The 17,880-nt window shown below is 36.7% G+C and carries 13 protein-coding genes; 8 read left to right on the top strand and 5 right to left on the bottom strand.

What is annotated here, in order from left to right; genetic code table 11:
- Positions 1-28: 28 nt before the first annotated feature.
- Positions 29-2,041, bottom strand: coding sequence for a hypothetical protein (locus IPH52_03070; protein MBK7054023.1), 2,013 nt, complete (start codon positions 2,039-2,041; stop codon positions 29-31).
- Between the two features lie 40 nt (positions 2,042-2,081).
- Positions 2,082-5,105: a TonB-dependent receptor gene (locus IPH52_03065; protein ID MBK7054022.1), complete on the bottom strand. Its 3,024-nt coding sequence runs from the start codon at positions 5,103-5,105 to the stop codon at positions 2,082-2,084.
- Between the two features lie 147 nt (positions 5,106-5,252).
- Between IPH52_03065 and IPH52_03060 the strand changes: the two genes are divergently transcribed.
- From IPH52_03060 to IPH52_03050, 3 genes are read left to right on the top strand one after another with little or no spacing between them, the layout of a single operon-like run.
- Positions 5,253-7,187 carry a PP2C family protein-serine/threonine phosphatase gene (locus IPH52_03060; protein MBK7054021.1) on the top strand — a complete coding sequence of 645 codons (1,935 nt, stop codon included), beginning with the start codon at positions 5,253-5,255 and terminating at the stop codon, positions 7,185-7,187.
- A 42-nt stretch (positions 7,188-7,229) separates the two neighbouring features.
- On the top strand, positions 7,230-7,484 hold the full coding sequence (locus tag IPH52_03055; protein ID MBK7054020.1) for a type II toxin-antitoxin system VapB family antitoxin: 255 nt from the start codon (positions 7,230-7,232) through the stop codon (positions 7,482-7,484).
- Positions 7,481-7,879: a type II toxin-antitoxin system VapC family toxin gene (locus IPH52_03050; protein MBK7054019.1), complete on the top strand. Its 399-nt coding sequence runs from the start codon at positions 7,481-7,483 to the stop codon at positions 7,877-7,879. The genes IPH52_03055 and IPH52_03050 overlap by 4 nt, the downstream gene beginning before the upstream one ends.
- A gap of 58 nt (positions 7,880-7,937) precedes the next feature.
- Here IPH52_03050 and IPH52_03045 read toward each other — a convergent pair whose 3' ends face one another.
- The gene (locus tag IPH52_03045) at positions 7,938-8,897 is read right to left on the bottom strand and encodes a septal ring lytic transglycosylase RlpA family protein (protein MBK7054018.1); all 960 of its coding nucleotides are present in this window, start codon (positions 8,895-8,897) and stop codon (positions 7,938-7,940) included.
- Positions 8,898-9,132: 235 nt separating this feature from the next.
- Between IPH52_03045 and IPH52_03040 the strand changes: the two genes are divergently transcribed.
- From IPH52_03040 to msrA, 4 genes are read left to right on the top strand one after another with little or no spacing between them, the layout of a single operon-like run.
- The gene (locus tag IPH52_03040; GenBank protein ID MBK7054017.1) at positions 9,133-10,119 is read left to right on the top strand and encodes a hypothetical protein; all 987 of its coding nucleotides are present in this window, start codon (positions 9,133-9,135) and stop codon (positions 10,117-10,119) included.
- Complete coding sequence (locus IPH52_03035; GenBank protein ID MBK7054016.1) at positions 10,097-11,167, top strand: hypothetical protein; 1,071 nt, start codon at positions 10,097-10,099, stop codon at positions 11,165-11,167. Before IPH52_03040 ends, IPH52_03035 begins: the two co-directional genes overlap by 23 nt.
- Before the next feature lie 3 nt (positions 11,168-11,170).
- Positions 11,171-12,148 carry a c-type cytochrome gene (locus tag IPH52_03030; protein ID MBK7054015.1) on the top strand — a complete coding sequence of 326 codons (978 nt, stop codon included), beginning with the start codon at positions 11,171-11,173 and terminating at the stop codon, positions 12,146-12,148.
- 57 nt (positions 12,149-12,205) lie between these two features.
- Positions 12,206-12,787, top strand: a complete 582-nt coding sequence (gene msrA / locus IPH52_03025) for a peptide-methionine (S)-S-oxide reductase MsrA (protein MBK7054014.1) — start codon at positions 12,206-12,208, stop codon at positions 12,785-12,787.
- 9 nt (positions 12,788-12,796) lie between these two features.
- On the opposite strand, the gene IPH52_03020 is transcribed toward msrA, so the two are convergent.
- The gene (locus tag IPH52_03020; protein ID MBK7054013.1) at positions 12,797-14,527 is read right to left on the bottom strand and encodes a hypothetical protein; all 1,731 of its coding nucleotides are present in this window, start codon (positions 14,525-14,527) and stop codon (positions 12,797-12,799) included.
- Positions 14,524-15,603: a cytochrome-c peroxidase gene (locus IPH52_03015; GenBank protein MBK7054012.1), complete on the bottom strand. Its 1,080-nt coding sequence runs from the start codon at positions 15,601-15,603 to the stop codon at positions 14,524-14,526. Before IPH52_03015 ends, IPH52_03020 begins: the two co-directional genes overlap by 4 nt.
- Before the next feature lie 662 nt (positions 15,604-16,265).
- On the opposite strand from IPH52_03015, the gene IPH52_03010 reads away from it, so the two are divergent.
- Positions 16,266-17,876, top strand: a complete 1,611-nt coding sequence (locus IPH52_03010; protein MBK7054011.1) for an Ig-like domain-containing protein — start codon at positions 16,266-16,268, stop codon at positions 17,874-17,876.
- Positions 17,877-17,880 lie beyond the last annotated feature (4 nt).

Genomic DNA, 17,880 nt, shown 5'->3' with positions numbered 1-17,880 from the left:
ATTTGTGGATAATATCTATTATCTTTTCTTAGTTAGTCGGATAAGATGTCCAGCCCGTAGTCCAATCTGTCCCACCATTTAAAATTGCTCCATAGTAAGTAGCACTATCAAAGTTTGTATTAAGTGCATTTACATTCGCTGAGCCAACCGCTGTATTTGCAGCAGCAGGTGCATAATTAGGAGCAGTTTCAGAAGTGCTAGTTAATGCAACGCCTGCTTGATCAATCGTTCCACCACTAGTGCAACCGTTATTAGCCGCTGTGCTAACCGTGTAAGTATGATTGACCGTTGATGCTGTTGCTGTTTGTCCAGAGGAAGCACAATCGGAAGAGTTTTGAGAACCAAAATTTAGAATATGGAAGTGAGAAAACTCCCCAGCTTTTTCTCCATTTGCTCTCCTTACGAAAATTGCATCACCAATGTTTTGACCAGATCCGAAGCTAACACAGGTTACGTTCGCAAAAGAAGGATCTGCACAAGTTCCAGTGGCGCTAGTTTTCTTTGAACCAGTACAGGTTTGAGCACTGTTACCATCCCCTTCGATACAACGGGAAGTATCATCATTAGCCGCTACAGGAGTAGCGTAAAGATGTCCGATTGCAAATTGGAGTCTTCCAATCCAACCATCTGCATAGTCAAATTGGTCATCACGATTTCCACTAGCTACTAGATACTTCATATTAACCGCACCACCCCAAAGTTCAAAACCATCATCGTATCCTCTATGGCATTGAATGTATTCCAATGTTGTTGCAGAACCAACACCCATTAGAGAAAGGCAATTTCTTTCGTTACCAGGAGAAAACGGAGCACCAGCAAATTCTATACGAACATATTTCATTGTTCCAGAATTATCCGCATCATTGCTTCCGCCGAACGTTCCTACGTCACCCTCACCTACAGCAGTTACACCTCTACCACCGAATGTTTGTATTCCATTTCCTTGGATGATAATACCTTGCCAATCCCCACCGGATCTTGAACCAACAGCTTTTTCTGATGTGAAAACAATTGGACTCGATGCAGTGCCCTGTGCGTCAATTTTTCCACCTTGCTTGATCAACAAAGCACCGGCAGGAGATGTTGCTCCATAAATTCTAGTTCCGGCAGGTATAGTAAGAGTAACCCCTGAAGGCACAATTACTGTTCCACTCAATACGTAATCTTTAGCAGCGGATAATGTAGTATTGCCGAGAGTTCCAGTTAGAATGTCATACGGTTTTGAATAAACTACTTCTACCTGTAAATCAGTGATCGAAAAGTCATAGGGATTAGAAGTAGAGCTTGCACTTGCACCTTCCGCCGTTGCTGCTGAAGTTCCTTTTTTTGCATCAGTTGTAGAGCTTCCAAGGATTAAATCACTTGTTCCATCAAGCAATGTAGATGTCCCTGATTTAGCAATTCTAAGTCGTCTTGTTTTTGTCTTTCCACTAACGCTAAGAGTGTAAGTATTACCTGTTGCTATAGTTGACAATTTTATTTGAGAAAAAGTTCCGTCAGCACCAGATGTGATAGTTCCTACTTCTGTATCTACAGCAATAAGTGCATCAGAAATGCCTGAAGTCTTTGCAGTTGCATCTAACGCAGAAGAGTCACAGATTACTCTGTTTGTTGTGCTAGTAGAATACATAGATACAACGGTTGTGCCACATTCTGTATCTCTTGTAGCGTTTGTAGGTGTTCCAGTTGTATTACCGTAGAGGGTAACAGGGCTTGTTCCCGTTGAAAGAACATTTTGATAAAATCCCGCAGGAGTAGTTGCTGTTACTCCAGTTCTAACGATAGCAGCAGCTTCTCCTCTACCCTTGATTGTAATGGTTGCATTTGCAATTGCAGTTGTAGAATCTGATCCAACTAATTTTCCTGAAATGTAAACGCCAGGTGCTCTAGAGCTGCTTTGGCTAGATGATAGAAGGGCTAGTGCAAGTAGAGCACTGTTGTCTTCCTTCTTTTCAGGAGATATTATTTCGCAGTTCGCTGTTACCAAGAGTATAATGGTTATTATACTCAACAGAGTTATTTTCCTTAAAATTTTATTCATATTGTATTTTCCTTTCTAAAATTTGTATCTATGATACCGACTAATTAAAATTATACGTTGCACTAAACGTAACTGTTGGTCCGAGTCTATAGGATGCGATGGTTGTGTCTTTTCCATTCCAAGGGTCTTCTTGAACCACTTTGATTCGTGCATCGTTTAAGTTTCTTCCTGCTATTCTGAAATTCCAATTCTCTTTCCATTTCAAACGATAGACCATATCTATCATGCCAACAGGTCTTTCGTAAGTGTCAGGAATTCCAAGACCCCCAACGGACTCGATTCGTTTACCGAATTGATTGAATAATACGGATATACCGTGATCTCCCTTTTCATCAAATTTATAATCAAGGTTGACGTTATATACGTAAGGAGATTGTCCTTGTAGAGGGCGAGATAGATTTGTTGGCGATTGCGTATTGGTAGATCCGAATTGACCCAATTGATAATAGAGCCAATCGTTTAGAGTCACCTCTGATTTGATGAAAAATGTATTTATACCAACAGAAAAATTCTTTGCTTTCTCAGAAAGAAAGGATAATCCTTTTCTTGCTTCAAACTCTAAGCCTTGGATATACGCGCGTTTTGCGTTCGTGTAGGTATAACGAAATTGTTGGTCAACTTCAGTAACTTTCTCGATAGGCGCACTCATGTTTTTATAAAACAAGCCGATCGCAATGATCTCATCACCTTTAGGATAGAACTCATAACGCAAGTCATAGTTATGTATATAGGTTCTTTTTAAGAATGGGTTTCCTTTTACAGGTGGACCGCCGAGAATTGGTGTAAATTCGAACGGAGACATTTCTCTAAAGTCAGGTCGAGAAATTGTTTCTGAATAAGAAACTCTTATATTCGAACTGTCATTAGGGCTATACACAAAGTTAGCCGCTGGCAACCAATTTCGATTTGCATTGATTACATTGGATTTTCTAAAGGAAGGATCAATAATAGACGATTCAAAATCATTTAGATAAGTCTTGTAATTGTATTTTTCGAGTAATGCTGCTCTTTGATCAAATGGATTAAATGTTTTAACGGATTGAAAATTATCTTCAAATCTTCCACCTCCAATGAAGCGAAGTTTAGGAAGAATAGGCATGTCCACTTGCCCATAATATGCATGCAATTTTTGACGCGCATTGTATGAGTCTGTAGCTCTTGTATCTTCAGCAACGTAATATCCTCTTGGACCACGATTGAGCGGACTGTATACAATTTCTGGAGGAGTAGGATAAGTTGGCGCTGGGGTTGGTTGACCAGTTAAACCGACGTTAGTCGCACCAGTTCTAGGAACTTGGTGAAAGAATTCTGCTTCAAATCCCCGCTCTCTATTGAGGGCACTGTAGCCTGTCTTAAATTTTCCTTGTAGTCCTGACCATTGGGTAAATGGAATTTCATAGTTAAGGGAGATATATCGATTTGTATCCTTTGTGGTAGAATAAAAGTTACTCGCCGATTGTGTATTTGTTAATATAGAAGCTCTGGTTCCAGTTTGTAAAGTAAATGGAGGTTGCGCTGCATATACAACATCTCGCATGTTTGGCTGATTACGATTAGCCTCTGCAAGGGAAAGTGTCCAATCAAACTTGGTATTTATATCCTTAATTCTAAGTATATGGTCACCTCCGATTTGGGAGTTGAACAAATTCCTTTGAATGTAGTTTAATTTCGTAGAATAAATCTCTGCCGGCAATTTCTGAGTAAATCCACCGTATTCACGAACCTCTTTATCGTTATTCACTGCAAAGAAATTTTTCCAATGAAGTCTTTGTCCATTCGCAATTTCGAATGTAGTGTTAAAGATGGATCCCCAGTTTACGGATTCAGTCCAAACATTTGCGTTGTAGTCATTGTATTTTAAGAGATATCTATTTTTATTTTGATAATTGGGAGCACCCGGAATAAGAGTTCCGACTAGGTTAAACACATCCTTTTCTTGTCTGAATTGAAAATCATTTGTATAAGTTATGGCTGCTATAAAACCAAGTTTGCGATCACCTAACACTTTATACGTATTTCCAATAGAAAAATTAAATCCTTTATTCGCTGGTGCGTTTGTATTTCTAGGTGTCCACTGATTGCTAAATTGTTGAGAACCAAGGGAAATGATTGATTCTGGATATCCGAAAGAGAATCTACCTGATTCTCGGAAAGGAGCCCCAGGAATCGTATCTACTATTTCGGGTTTTTTACGATTACCCTCATCCAAGCCTATTAAATCTTTTCCAATACTTCCACCTGGGACATTATATGAACCTTCACTGTAGGTCTTAAAGTTTTGAAATGTAGTATTATTGTTGTAACCCGCAGTGAGTCCTGCCTTCATAAAGAATTGATCAGGAAAATCCTTTGTCTCAATCTTAACAGTTCCCCCGGAAAACTCCGCATTATCCTCAGGCACAAACGTTTTACTCACAATAATATTCTTTAAGAGAGAGGCAGGAAATAAATCGAGCGGAACAATTCTCTTATCAGGTTCCGGTGAAGGAAGAGGAACTCCGTTAAAGATTGTATTGGAATAACGTTCTCCTAGACCACGAACAAACACGAATTTACCACCGACGAGGGTAATACCTGTTACACGCCTAATAACATCACCTGCATTAGAGTCCGGCGTCTTTGCAATTGCTTGAGCTGAAATACCATCGGATACCGTTGCAGATTTCTTTTGAAGTTTCAGGAGAGAGGACTCTGTATCATTCAAAGCTCTTCCTTCAACTACGACTGTATCTAATTTTTTGGTTCCCATTGCAACGTTGATTTTTGCTGGTTTACCACCTGCTATAGATACTTTTCTTTTTTGAGTGTCCATGCCTTGCATGATAAATTCCACATCAAAGTCACCATCGGGAACTCCAACGATTGTAAATTTACCATCTAAATCAGTTCTAGCTGATTTGGAAATGGAACGAATGACAGCAGTCACTCCAAACATAGGCTCTGCTGTTTGCGCGTCTAGAACCTCACCTTGTATTGATCCTGCTCCTGTTTTAGCCTGTGCCCAAACGGAAACAGAACAAAACAATAGAAACAGAATTGGAAATAGTTTATGCTTAAGTTTCATCTAAAATCTCTTTTAATCCACAAATTTTTATATTTAATTGAATAAGAGAATATGGGTTAGATATTACAGATTAATTACGGGTAAATAAAGAGTCTGTAATTACTGAATCACTTGACTAAGGAATTGGGATACATAACATTAACTTGGTTGAGAATAGAAAAAGCTGTGATAACAAATCAAATTAAAAAATTCTACGGAGCGAAGAATCGCCTAAAAGTAAAATTATTTACAGGATTTTGCGGTTTAAGCCTTATACTTTCCGTTGGCTTAGGTTATACTCTTTTTAGAATTTCAAATTCAATTTATTACAAGTCTTTTCTGCAACATAAGAAATCACTTGGCATCTCCCTTGCAGCAGGCATTGATGGAGAAATATTTCAAACTTTTATCAATGAGAAATCTATGGAACTAAAAGAGTTTCAACGATATCTGAAGTATATGCAAGATGTTGCGGCTAACGAGGAATATATCACATGGATTTATTCTGTAGTCATTGATGAAAAAACAGACCAACTAATATATGCGATAGACGCAACAAAGATACCGGAAGATACTATTTGGTTAGAGAATGAATACATTGGTCTAAAAATATATGTCAATAAAAACGGTAAACTGAGCGTTTTCTGGGATAGCACAGAATATACCAGTGATTTTCAAATTGAATATAAAAAAAACCTTTTTAAAATTCAAATAGATTCAAATAAGGATGAATTAAGAATAAACGATAATCGTATTTTGAGGATAATCAGTCGTAACCCTTTTCTGGCAGAAGCAGAAAATGGAATTATCAACAAGGAAAATAAGACTCAATCAGCTCACCTTAATCTAAAAGGACAATCAACTCCTTTTACTCTCACCTTTGCATCAAAGAATTCAGTAGCATCTATTCCTGGCTGGGAATTTATTGAAACAGAAGAACTGAAAAATATAATTAAAAAATCTATTCGTAGTTGCACCCCTCATATATCAGATGAACCAGAACAACTTGCCTATGGAACCTTTATTATTGTAATTGCTCCAATCTTCAAAGAAAAAACTCAATGCGTCGGTGCTGTGCTTTTTAGCGTTTCCATTTCCGACATCAGACAATTCAATAATACAATGACTATGGCAGGGGTTACTATTACGTTAGTCGCACTTATATTCACTATCATTGTATCTTATATTCTGTCTATTTATATTACAGACCCTCTTAGAAAACTCTCGCAAGCAGTAGATGAGCTTTCTTCTGGTAATATGGAAACAAACGTAGTGATTGAATCAGAAGATGAATTTGGCTATCTATCAGAAAAATTCAATGAGATGGTCATCAATTTAAAGAAAGCTTATAAAGAAAAAGAGTCATTAGCCGCACTCAGACATGAATTAAATGTAGCAAAAAAGATTCAGACATCTATCCTTCCAAAGTCAATACCTACATCACAAAATTTAGACATTGCAGTAAACTATTATCCTATGGCGCAAGTTGGCGGTGACTTTTACGATTTCCATGTTGTAGATAAAAACAAAATAGGAATCTTTATTGCGGACGTTTCGGGTCATGGTATTCCTGCTGCAATCATTGCTTCTATGCTAAAGATTGCTTTTTCAATTCAATCCGCCTTTGCTGATGATCCTGCACGTTTACTTTCGCGGATAAATAAAAGTATGCTCAATAATGTAGGAACAAATTTTATTACTGCAAGTTATATCTATCTTGATTTCGAAAATAATACAATGAAACATGCAAAGGCAGGTCATCCGTCTATCTACATTCATTCATCGGAAACGGATGAAGTAAAAGAGTTTAATCAGAAAGGCAAAATTCTAGGACTCTTTCCTGAAATTCAAACAGAGATGGTCGAGATTCCTATTCAAAAAGGAGACCGAATCGTTCTCTATACAGATGGAATTATTGAAGCAAGAAATTCAAGTGAAGAAATGTTCGGAGAAGAACTACTGATTGGTTATATACGAAAACATAACCTTATGAAGCCTGCTGACTTTGCGAAATTAGTCATGAATGATGTCAAAAGTTGGATTGGAAATACAGTCTCTAATCATAGCGATGACGTTACTTTGATGGTAATTGATATCAAATAAAAAAATCTTGCTTTTTTATATACAAAGTTTATATACGTATATATGGCACTCAGTTTAAAAGATCCAGAGACAGACAGACTTGCTCGTAAGTTATCCAGCTTAACTGGGGAATCCATTACGCAAGTGATAACAGTTTCCTTACGTGAGCGGCTCGATAGGCTTGTCCATACCTATGACATAGTAAAGAATGATAGACTTCGTGATACATTACTCAAATTCCTAAAGCGTCTTCCTCCAAATGCGCTTTCTTCTGATCATGATGACCTGCTTTATGGGAAAGACGGACTCCCTAAGTGATTATAGATTCATCCGCACTGCTCGCCATTCTTTTTAATGAGCCAGAGAAAGAGTCCTTTTTAGAGGCTATCCAAAAAGACCCGTATATAAAAATGTCTGTTGCAAATTACCTCGAATCTGCTATTCGAATCGATTCTTTTCGTGATCCAATTCTTTCTCGTCTGTTTGATGAATTAGTCGAAGAAATGGGCATAGAGCTAAAAGAGGTTACTCCCGATCAGGCGCAGATTGCAAGACAAGCTTTTAAGGATTTTGGAAAAGGGAGTGGTCACTCTGCCTCATTAAACTTCGGAGATTGCTTTGCTTATGCATTAACGAAGGCTACCAAGGAAAAGCTTCTATTTAAGGGAAATGATTTTCCTGAGACTGACATAAATTCAGCCATTCCATCATAAAACACCCCGACCTTTTGATCGGGGTGTTTTATTGTTCTTCGCAGTGATTAAACTACGTTTAGTTTTTAGGAGGTATGAAACAATTTGCTATCTTCTTTGCTTTGAGTTTTTCTCTAAGGGCTACAGCATCTTCGCGTTTTGCGAAATCGCCTATTTGCACAACATAAGTTCCTGATCTTGAGAAAAGGAAAATCTTTTCTGAAAAATCTTTTTTAATCTGATCTCTAAAAGCTTCTGCTCTTCTTTGCTCTTTGAATACTCCAATCTGAACAGTTTCCCCTTTTGGCTGTGATCCATTGTTATTTGTAGGTGCAGGAGTAGAAATAGTAGGGATTTCAGCAGGTGCAGTCTTACTGTTATTTGCTGGTGCAACTGTTTTTGCAGGTGCAGGAGCTGGTGCTACTACAGGAGGTTTTTTTTCTGGCGCAACGGGAGTAACGGTTGCTGGCTTTTTGGGCTCTCCTTTTTTGGCAGGTGGCGCAGTCTCTTCATCAATATCATCGTCATCATCGTCATCATCGTCATCATCAACGCTGAATGAATCATCTTTTACTAAAAGAGGGTTTTCTTCTGCCGGCTTAACAATATTTGTTCCAACTTTTACAACGGTTTCTTCTTTAAAATTCAATATTTCCGCTGCTCTTTCTGTTACTTCAATAATGTTTCCTTCATCAAAAGGTCCTCTGTCATTGATAACAACTTCCGTTTCTCTATTATTTTCTAGATTTTGCACTTTAACAACAGAGCCAAAAGGAATTGTTCTATGAGCAGCCGTTAATTTAAAACGATCAAACATTTCTCCACTAGCGGTCGGTTTGCCCTGAAATTGAATTCCATACCAAGATGCAAAGCCAACTTCATCAAATTTAGGCTTCTCAACTGCTTTTGCAATTTCTTTGACTTCTGTTTCGGTAGCAATTTTTTCTTGAGTCGTGGTGGTCACTGCTTCTTCTTTTTTCGGGGAAGATTGGCAGGAGATTAGGGCTACTATTCCCAATGTAATCAGAATATGTTTCATGTGTTTGGAACCTACCTTAATAGTTCTTAAGTTTAATTAGTATAATAATCGACATGAAAAGCAAACAAATTCGGCATTTTTCTCCAATAATTAAATTTTCCCCGGAGCAAACAGAGCAAATAAGAACAGATTTGGGTAAAAAATCGAACTCGAATCAATATTTTTAATTTTCTTGCTAAATTATTTTGGGTTCTTAGATTGCTATTCACAGCCAAAGTTTCCGAGTTACTAAAAAATGAAAGATAGATTAGAAGTTATAGAATCCAGAAATCTTTCTGGTTACGTCAGTAGCATGAAAGATAATATAAAGAGAAAGTATACTCATTTTAAAATTAAAAAGTTTCGAGAATCTTACCGAGACGGATTACAATTTGAAGAAAATGCTGAGTATGAAAAGGCAATACAGTGCTACCTTGAATGCCTGGAAATGGAGACAGACAATATAAAATGTCTTTATAGATTAGCAAATCTATATTCCAATCTCGAAGAGAATTCCAAGGCTTTAGAATTCTTTTATAAAATTACAAAACTAAATCCAAATGAAGAAACATACTTTCATCTCGGTCAAGAATTTTACAAGCAAAACCGTTTTAAAAAAGCAATTCAATGTCTAAAAAAATCTCTCTACTACAAAAGACGATTTCTTTTTTCCCACATTCTCCTTGCTTCCATTTATGCCAAAGCGGATAATGTAGATAAAACGGAACAATATCTTTCGAATGTAATAAAAATTGATCCACATCACAAAGCAAGCCTAGAAGAGTTAATTAAATTCTATTATAAACAAAGAAGATATAGAGATGCCATAAAGACTTTGAGTATATACAATTCCCTCTATAAAGAAGACTCTTCTATAAAACTGATTAAGTCGGATATTTTGATTAAGACTGGACGTTATTCGAAAGCCCTCAAGATAGTTTCTGAGGCGACTTCGATGGATGATCGTTTCAATAGCTTCATCAAAGAAATGCAATACAAAAAAATCAATCCTACAGCTAAAGAAAAAGATTTTATCAATCGGATCATTACCATAAAAAATAAGAAGCTTGTTAGCTTCGAAAACAATCTACAAAATTATTACAATGAAAAAGATTCCATCCAACCAAATCCGAAGGACGCTTATGATCTCTCGATTCTATATTTATTGATGGGGAATCAAAAGAAATCATTAAAATATCTATTCTTCGCAAGACAGATCAATGAAGAGAATAAATATTCTTAATCTATCATTCACCAATAAGACAAATCTATGTTATCCGCTTTTGAAGAAATTGGGGAGCCTAGTTTTATTATTTGCCATCACTGGATGCGTTTCCATATTTCGTCCTACGCCAGTATTAGAGGAAGACAAGTCCGAAATACTGAAAGCGGATAAACAGTTTATACTGCTCAATGAAAATTTAACTCCAGTAGTAAATCCTGATTTTACTTCTCTGGACAAAAAATTAAAATCTTTACAAGGAGCAAAGTCTTTTCATGAACTTAACAATCTTGCTGTCTACGGAGTTATGTTATCGTATATCGAATCAAGCGAAGAAATATTGAAAAAACTCCAAAAAGAAAAGCCGCAAGAAATGGTTCCATTTCTAAACTTACTGAGAATCTATTATTTACTAGATGAATACGAGATTGCGAAAAAGATGCTTAACAATTTCTATAAGTATCATGCACACGATAAAAAGAAAGTCTTTGAATTCATGAAGTATTTAAAGGAATCAAGTAGAGCAGAAGAACATGTTCTTTTCTTGGATGTAATTTCTAATTACGAAGAATATGAAATGCAAGCACTCCAAGAATTGGGGGAATATTTTATTTCTATTCGAGATTTGGATTTAGCAAAGCCTTATTTCGAAAAAATTCTGACGATATATGCGTATAATCCGGTAGCGCTTCATTCTATGATGTTAATTCACTATATAAATGAATCCTGGACTGAGGTAATAACTTATGCAACTCCTCTAAGAAAAGAAAAAACAAAAGATAAAACTTATTATACAATGCTAGCAAAGGCTTACTTTGAATTAGGCGAATACAAATTAGCCGTCAAAGCTTCTGAAGAAGCACCGGAGTCAGAAAAATCATCATTAGACTTCTTAACAGTTTGGCGCGATTCAATTTTATGCAATGACATTCGAGCATCTCTAACACCTCTCAATAAATACTTTCAAATTGCTAAGAAAAAAAATCCAAGTATCAAAGAAGAGGAATTTTTTTTAATAAGCACAAAAGAAGGAAAGAGAACTTTATCAAATATAATCAATGGATACTAAAACATGAAACTTAAAGCAAGCATTCTATTATTGAGTATACTCATCATTATGTGCTCTCCTAGTGAGAGAACGAAAACATTAATCAGAACTTCAAATGAATTATTCGGAGTCATTCCAGACAAAATGCCCGGAAGTGAAAATGACTCACTCCAGATTATAAACCTAGGAAGAAAACTATACTTTGACAATAGACTCTCTGTCAATGACAACCAATCCTGTAACACATGTCATAATGTTTTAAACAAAAAAGCAGGAGTGGATAATCTTCATTTATCTCCCGGCGTCTTTGGGAAATTAGGACAAAGAAATACTCCTACTGTTTTAAATTCTGGATTTCAAATAGCACAGTTTTGGGACGGAAGGGCAAAAACTTTAGAAGAACAAATTCGAGTGCCTCTTTTTAATCCTTTGCAGATGGCGATGCCTGATGAGAGATATTTAGTTGATAAAATTTCTTCCATACCGGAATACAAAGAGTTATTCGAAAAGGCATTTTCTGATAAGACAGGGAAGGTTACATTAGCGCAGATAACACGGAGTATCTCCGCATTCCAAAGAACATTTAAAACGAATGATCGCTTTGATGACTTTCAACGTGGCAAATCAAAAGCACTGACAAGCGACGAAGTAAAAGGACTCGATACATTTTTAGCAGTGGGTTGTGCCAATTGTCATAAAGGACCTTTACTAGGAGGAAACTCATTTCAAAAAATGGGAGTAAAAAAGCACTATGAGAATAAAGAAGACACTGGAAGATTTAAAGTTACTTCGAATGAGGAAGATATGTATGTATTCAAAGTTCCTTCTCTTCGCAATGTAGCTCTTACCGGACCTTATTTTCATGATGGCAGCCAAAACACTCTAGATCTTGCGGTAAAGAAAATGGCAGAAATGCAATTAGGTAAAAATCTTTCTGAAAAGGAAATTGAAAGCATAGTTACTTTTTTAAATGCCTTAACCGACAAACCAAGGGAATATTGAAAATCTTTTTTTGTAACTTTTCTAAACTTTCAATGACTAATTAGATGTGAGGTGCTTATGTTCTATCGTTTGATACTTATATTTCTCATGTTTCGTTTGCCATTAGCCGCCGTCGAAAAAACAGAGACTGCCATTTTTGCTGGTGGATGTTTCTGGTGTATGGAAAGTCCTTTTGAAAAGATAAATGGTGTTAAAGAAGTAATCAGTGGATACACAGGTGGGAACAAAGAAAACCCTACCTATGAAGAAGTAAGTTCAGGAACAACGGGACATCTTGAAGCAATTCAGATTATCTACGACCCACAAAAGGTCTCTTACAATGATTTGCTTTCCATTTTCTGGAAACAAATTGATCCAACAGATGCAGATGGACAATTTGTGGATAGAGGCAAGCAATACAGAAGTGCAATATTCTATAAATCAAAAGAAGAGAAAACACTGGCAGAAAAGTCAAAACAAAACCTAGACAAATCAAAACGATTTAACTCTCCCATCGTAACAGAAATTATAGCGGCTACTACCTTTTATCCCGCAGAAGACTATCATCAGGATTATTATAAGAAAAATCCTGTTCGATACAACTATTATCGCTATGGCTCAGGCAGAGATCAATTCTTAAAGAAAGTATGGGACAAATAGTAATCTACCTTACTTGCTATTAAGAACGCTTGCTCCTTGCGTATTTGCTTTTAAAGGATTTTCTATCATATCGGTGCATCTTTCCAAATGTAAGATTGCAGGTTTATCATTGGGAAATTCTTTCAAGTGAGATTCTAAAAGCGCTCGAGCCTGTAAAAAATCTTGCGCATAATATGATTCTACCGCTTTCTCGAAGTTAGGTTTTAATTTGTCTTTTAAGGTTCGTAAGGCAATCGGATCAGAATTAAAAATTTCGTAGACAGTCACTGGAATTGCTTTGCCTTTTACTACAACAGTATCTACTTTTCTATAATTGTATTTTTCTTTCTCTTTGATTGTATCGAATACTTTATCGCTAATCAAGAGTGGAATTCCATACATCTTAGTCATTCCTTCGATTCTTGCGGCGAGATTCACAGAATCACTAATGACAGTTCCTTCCATTCGGTTATTCTCTCCGATAGTGCCTAACATCATTTCTCCTCTATGAAGTCCTATTCCAATTTGAACTTTTGATCTTCCTGTTCGATGCTCTGTGTTGTATTTTTCTAATCCCTCTAGCATTTCGACTGCGGCGTCTATCGCATTTTCAGATTCACCTTTAAAGAGTGCCATGATTGCATCTCCAATAAATTTATCAATGAAGCCTTTATTGTTTCGAACGATAGGTCCCATTGTTCCTAAATAGGAATTTATAAATCTAAAATTATCTTCCGGTGTCATGCTTTCTGAAAGCGAGGTAAATCCGCGTATGTCGGAAAATAAAACAGTCATTTCTTCTTTTACATGATCTCCTAACTGAATTTCTAAAATATTTTTCTTGTCTAGAATATTTAAAAAATCATGTGGAACAAACCGAGCAAAAGCAGAATTTAATCGGATTAAACTTTGATTCAAGTTTTGCATAGCCACACTCGCAATCTTAAGCTTTATAATGGCAAGTGCAATATAGAGTAGCATTCCAATAGACAGATTATACAATATCAGACGATATAGATTCGCCTGATTCAAAAAGCGATTGTAGAATCCAGTCGTCGCGTAATAGAGCAAGTTTATGGCATCCTTCGTAGGCAAATTGATAATATCCTTAACGATATTGTCTAAGTCTTTCTTTCTAGTTAAAATATTCTCGCTGTGTTTAATGAATACTTCCGCTTCTGACTTGAGTTGACCTGTAGAAAGTTCGTTCAATTTTCTTAATTTAACAATAGAAGCCTCGGCAAGTTTTTTATTCTCTTCATCTCCTGAATTCGTATAGAGTAATGTTTCTCTTACGATATCATCGACTAATAAACTATAACCTCCACTGGAGAGATTCTTTGACTTCATAGCAGATAATGGCAAATAATAAAGAGAATTTTTTAAGATAGCATTTTGCGATTTAAATTTATCTATTAGAATTTTCCGAAACGAAAAGACTTCCGTATATTTATCAAATGCTATTTTAATATCTTCGTTTCCTTCCGCGATTTTTAACAAGGCAAGCTCATCACTTCTTAATTCGTTTAGACTTGTTTGAATTTGAGAAAGGGAAGTATTCAAAGGATCATAGGATTTAATTATATAGTATCTAGATTTTAAAATATCTTGATCGAGAGCAGTGTCCGACTCTCGAATCAACTGGATAACTCCAAATATCCGCTCTAGTTTTTGAAAGTCAACAGCCCTTGTCTGATAAAAAGAAAAGGTCAAGAGACAAATACAGAATATCCAAATTGCAAATTGACTTCTCTTTTTCACAGACTTTTCCCTTTGTATTCACCGGTGAGAGTTCTAAGGAATGCGGCTACTTGTTGTATTTCCTCTTCTTCTAGATTTCTTCCAAGCTGATACTTTGCCATGATAGAAATTGCGCGCTCTAGAGTATCTACAGAGCCATCGTGAAAGTAGGGAGAGGTAAGAGCTACATTTCGAAGAGAAGGGACTTTAAATTTATACCTATCTTGCTCATTGCCTGTAAGGTTATACAGGCCATTATCCGCCATTGTAGCAGATCCCCTCTCTTGAAAATAATTTCCGAATACTCCAAAGGTTTGATACATATTTCCGCCTATATTCATTCCCTGGTGGCAGGCAATACAGCCATTATCCTTAAATAATTGATACCCCTTTTTTTCTTCTTCGGTCAGTGCATTTGAATCACCGCGTAAGAATTGATCAAAGCGTGAATTAGGAGTATAAAGAGATTTTTCAAATTCGGCAAGGGCATTTTTTATATTATTCGCAGTAACTCCATCCACATAGATCATTGAAAAAAATTGATTGTATTCTTTATGACTCGAAAGTCTTTGTATGACTTCTTCCCAACTATTATTCATCTCTCTACTATTCGCAAGCGGTCCACCGATTTGGTCTTCTAATGTCTCCGATCGTCCATCCCAAAACTGTCTGAAATTAAAACCGGAATTGAAAACAGTTGGAGCATTGATCTCGCCTTCTTTTTTATTAATGCCTATTGATCTAGGCAAATGATCTACTCCTCCTTTTTCTAAGTCGTGACAACCTGCACACGCAAGGCTATTGTCCTTGGATAAAATGGGATCATGAAATAACTTTTTACCTAATTCAACTTTAGCTTCTGATAATTCTACATTTAATGGAATAGGTTGAATCGGCTCAACAGAATAAAGAGCGATTCCTATTTTTGAAATGGGAGCTTGTTTTGTTTCTTTAGGCCAGAAGAAAATAAAAATCAGACTAGTTACTATTACGAAAACGAAAGTGAAAATATAGTTTAACTTAGAATTCAAATCCTGGTAATCGTTGTCAATGCTTTCATAGATATAGGCTTGTATCTTTTGAATGAATGAATTCAATTTTGTTCCCTCATTTGCAATTCTTAGCTGAATAAAGATTCTAGTAAATTCTTTATTTTCCTACGTATGGAAATTAATTTCAATCAAAAGGGAATTTTTTCCCGCGTGCCCGGGGCCCGCGGGGGGCCCCCCCTTTTCTTCCCCCCCCCCCCCCCCCCCGCGCGCGCCCCCTCTCACAAACACCCCCCCCCCCCCCCTCACAAACCCCCCACACAAAAAATGACATCTATGATAGTATATTTGATAAAACAGAACTCAGTATTTTAAATAGAAAGCAAATTGATTCAGAAGAATTGGCTTCTAGGTAAGTTTTATCTTGCTTAATTATATTTTCTCTAGTAAAGATATACAATCGTTAGTCGCAATTGAAAAATCTTTTCTCAGAGAAATGTTTTTTTGCTTTATTAAAAAAGCATAACATTAGAGTTTGCTAATATACATTCTTATTGTCATTGAAAGAAAACAACCATATATTTATTGACTGCATTTTGCAAGATACAATCAAGTAAATCACAGTAATTTTGGGTTTTTTCTGTTTGTATAAAATTACAAATAAAATTTTTTTTCGGGATTTTATTTTTTTGTTTTGTGTACAATGCCTTACAAGAATGTTTTATAAAAATGCGTCAAATGAAGTTAGATAAAATGGAGATAAGAGAGTCATGAAAAAAATAATTTATTTATTGGTAACAGCACTGCTTTTCACAGCAGGCTGTTCTAAGAAGGAGAAAAAGTATTTACCTTTTTCTTCTAACAACTCAACAGGGGCACCTTTACAAAGTGATTCACCAGCCACTAACGTAACAGGGGCGACCCTTTCCCAAATTCGGGTAACACCGGCAGACCAGTCGATCGCAAAGAATACACATGCGAATTACATAGCGACTGCAGTATACTCGGATGGAACCACTAAAAATATTTCTACAGAAAGCACTTGGACTGTAAAATCGGAAACAGAAAAAGTATCTACCGTTGCTTCCAAAAAAGGTAGATTCTTAGGCTCTGCAGCTACTTCAACAGGAACTCCTGCCAAAGTAAGTGCAAGCTTCGGATCCATTTCTGGTGATGCAAACTTAACTGTTACAAATGCAGGTCTTTCATCCATTCAAATCACTAGCGTTCCTAGTTTAGTGCCAGGTGGAACAGCGCAATATGTAGCAACGGGTATTTTTTCTGATGGAACAAGACAAGATATCTCTTCTCTTGTCAATTGGTCTTCTAGTGCTACAAACAGTGTTGCTATTGATTCTACTACCGGTGTGGGAACAGGTGGGAGCACAGCTGCAACAGCAACGATTACAGCTACATTGATTTCTCCAGCAACATTCCCAGGAGTAACCAACGGTGGTGCCGCAACAACTACTACTCAATTAAACAATGCAACAATCCTTTCGATTACAATAACTGGTGTAGCAACGATTGGAGCGGGAAGCACAACGAATTATGTAGCAAGTGCGATTTATTCTGATGGAACTTCTTCTGATATTACAACACAGGCTACTTGGTCTCTTAGTAGCTCTGCAAACGCAGTTGTAAGTGATGCTCAAGATAGCAAAGGTTTCTTTACTGCTGTAAATGCTGGCTCTGTAAATGTGCAAGCTACTTACATTGGGGTAACTGGATCTAAAGCAGTTACTATCAACGCTCTTACAGTTTCTTCTATTGTAGTAAGTCCTAATTCAAAAACAATTGCAAAAGGAACTACATTTCCATTTACTGCTACGGCTACTTACTCAGATGGTTCAACAGCAGATGTAACAAAAACAGCAGTTTGGACTTCGTCTAATACATCATTCGGAACAGTTGATACTTCTTCAACGACTGGTGGTATCGCAAGAGGGATTGCGGCTGGTGCTGCGACTATTACAGCAGCAATCGGTGGAAAATCTGCAACTGCTTCTCTTACGGTAACATCGGCAACCCTAGTATCGATTTCTATTGGAAATGACATTAATTCAGGAACAGGATTACCTGCTTCTTCTGGTCCATTTACTGTTGCAAAGGGAACCACTAAGAAATTCTTTGCCGTTGGTGTTTATTCTGATGGTAGCAAACAAGACATCACTGACTTAGTTAGTTGGACTTCTGGTTCTCCTTCTCAAGTGAACGTCGGAAACTCAACTGGAAGCATAGGTCTAGCGACTGGACTTTCACAAGGAAGTAGCACAATCACAGCTTCTTTCCCTGATTCTAGTGGAAACATGGTTACTAGCCTCCCTTCTACTTTGAATATCACTGTAGCTACTTTAACTTCGATTGCAATTGTAGATTAAATCT

Source organism: Leptospiraceae bacterium, from assembly GCA_016708435.1.
Classification (GTDB): Bacteria; Spirochaetota; Leptospiria; order Leptospirales; family Leptospiraceae; genus UBA2033.
This window is presented reverse-complemented; position numbering and strand designations above follow the sequence as displayed.

What these genes read in the sequence shown, in the direction of transcription:
- IPH52_03070 (MBK7054023.1), bottom strand. Translation starts at nt 2,041, where the DNA reads ATGAATAAAATTTTAAGGAAAATAACTCTGTTGAGTATAATAACCATT.
- IPH52_03065 (MBK7054022.1), bottom strand. Translation starts at nt 5,105, where the DNA reads ATGAAACTTAAGCATAAACTATTTCCAATTCTGTTTCTATTGTTTTGT.
- IPH52_03055 (MBK7054020.1), top strand. Translation starts at nt 7,230, where the DNA reads ATGGCACTCAGTTTAAAAGATCCAGAGACAGACAGACTTGCTCGTAAG.
- IPH52_03045 (MBK7054018.1), bottom strand. Translation starts at nt 8,897, where the DNA reads ATGAAACATATTCTGATTACATTGGGAATAGTAGCCCTAATCTCCTGC.
- IPH52_03040 (MBK7054017.1), top strand. Translation starts at nt 9,133, where the DNA reads ATGAAAGATAGATTAGAAGTTATAGAATCCAGAAATCTTTCTGGTTAC.
- IPH52_03035 (MBK7054016.1), top strand. Translation starts at nt 10,097, where the DNA reads ATGAAGAGAATAAATATTCTTAATCTATCATTCACCAATAAGACAAAT.
- IPH52_03030 (MBK7054015.1), top strand. Translation starts at nt 11,171, where the DNA reads ATGAAACTTAAAGCAAGCATTCTATTATTGAGTATACTCATCATTATG.
- msrA (MBK7054014.1), top strand. Translation starts at nt 12,206, where the DNA reads ATGTTCTATCGTTTGATACTTATATTTCTCATGTTTCGTTTGCCATTA.
- IPH52_03010 (MBK7054011.1), top strand. Translation starts at nt 16,266, where the DNA reads ATGAAAAAAATAATTTATTTATTGGTAACAGCACTGCTTTTCACAGCA.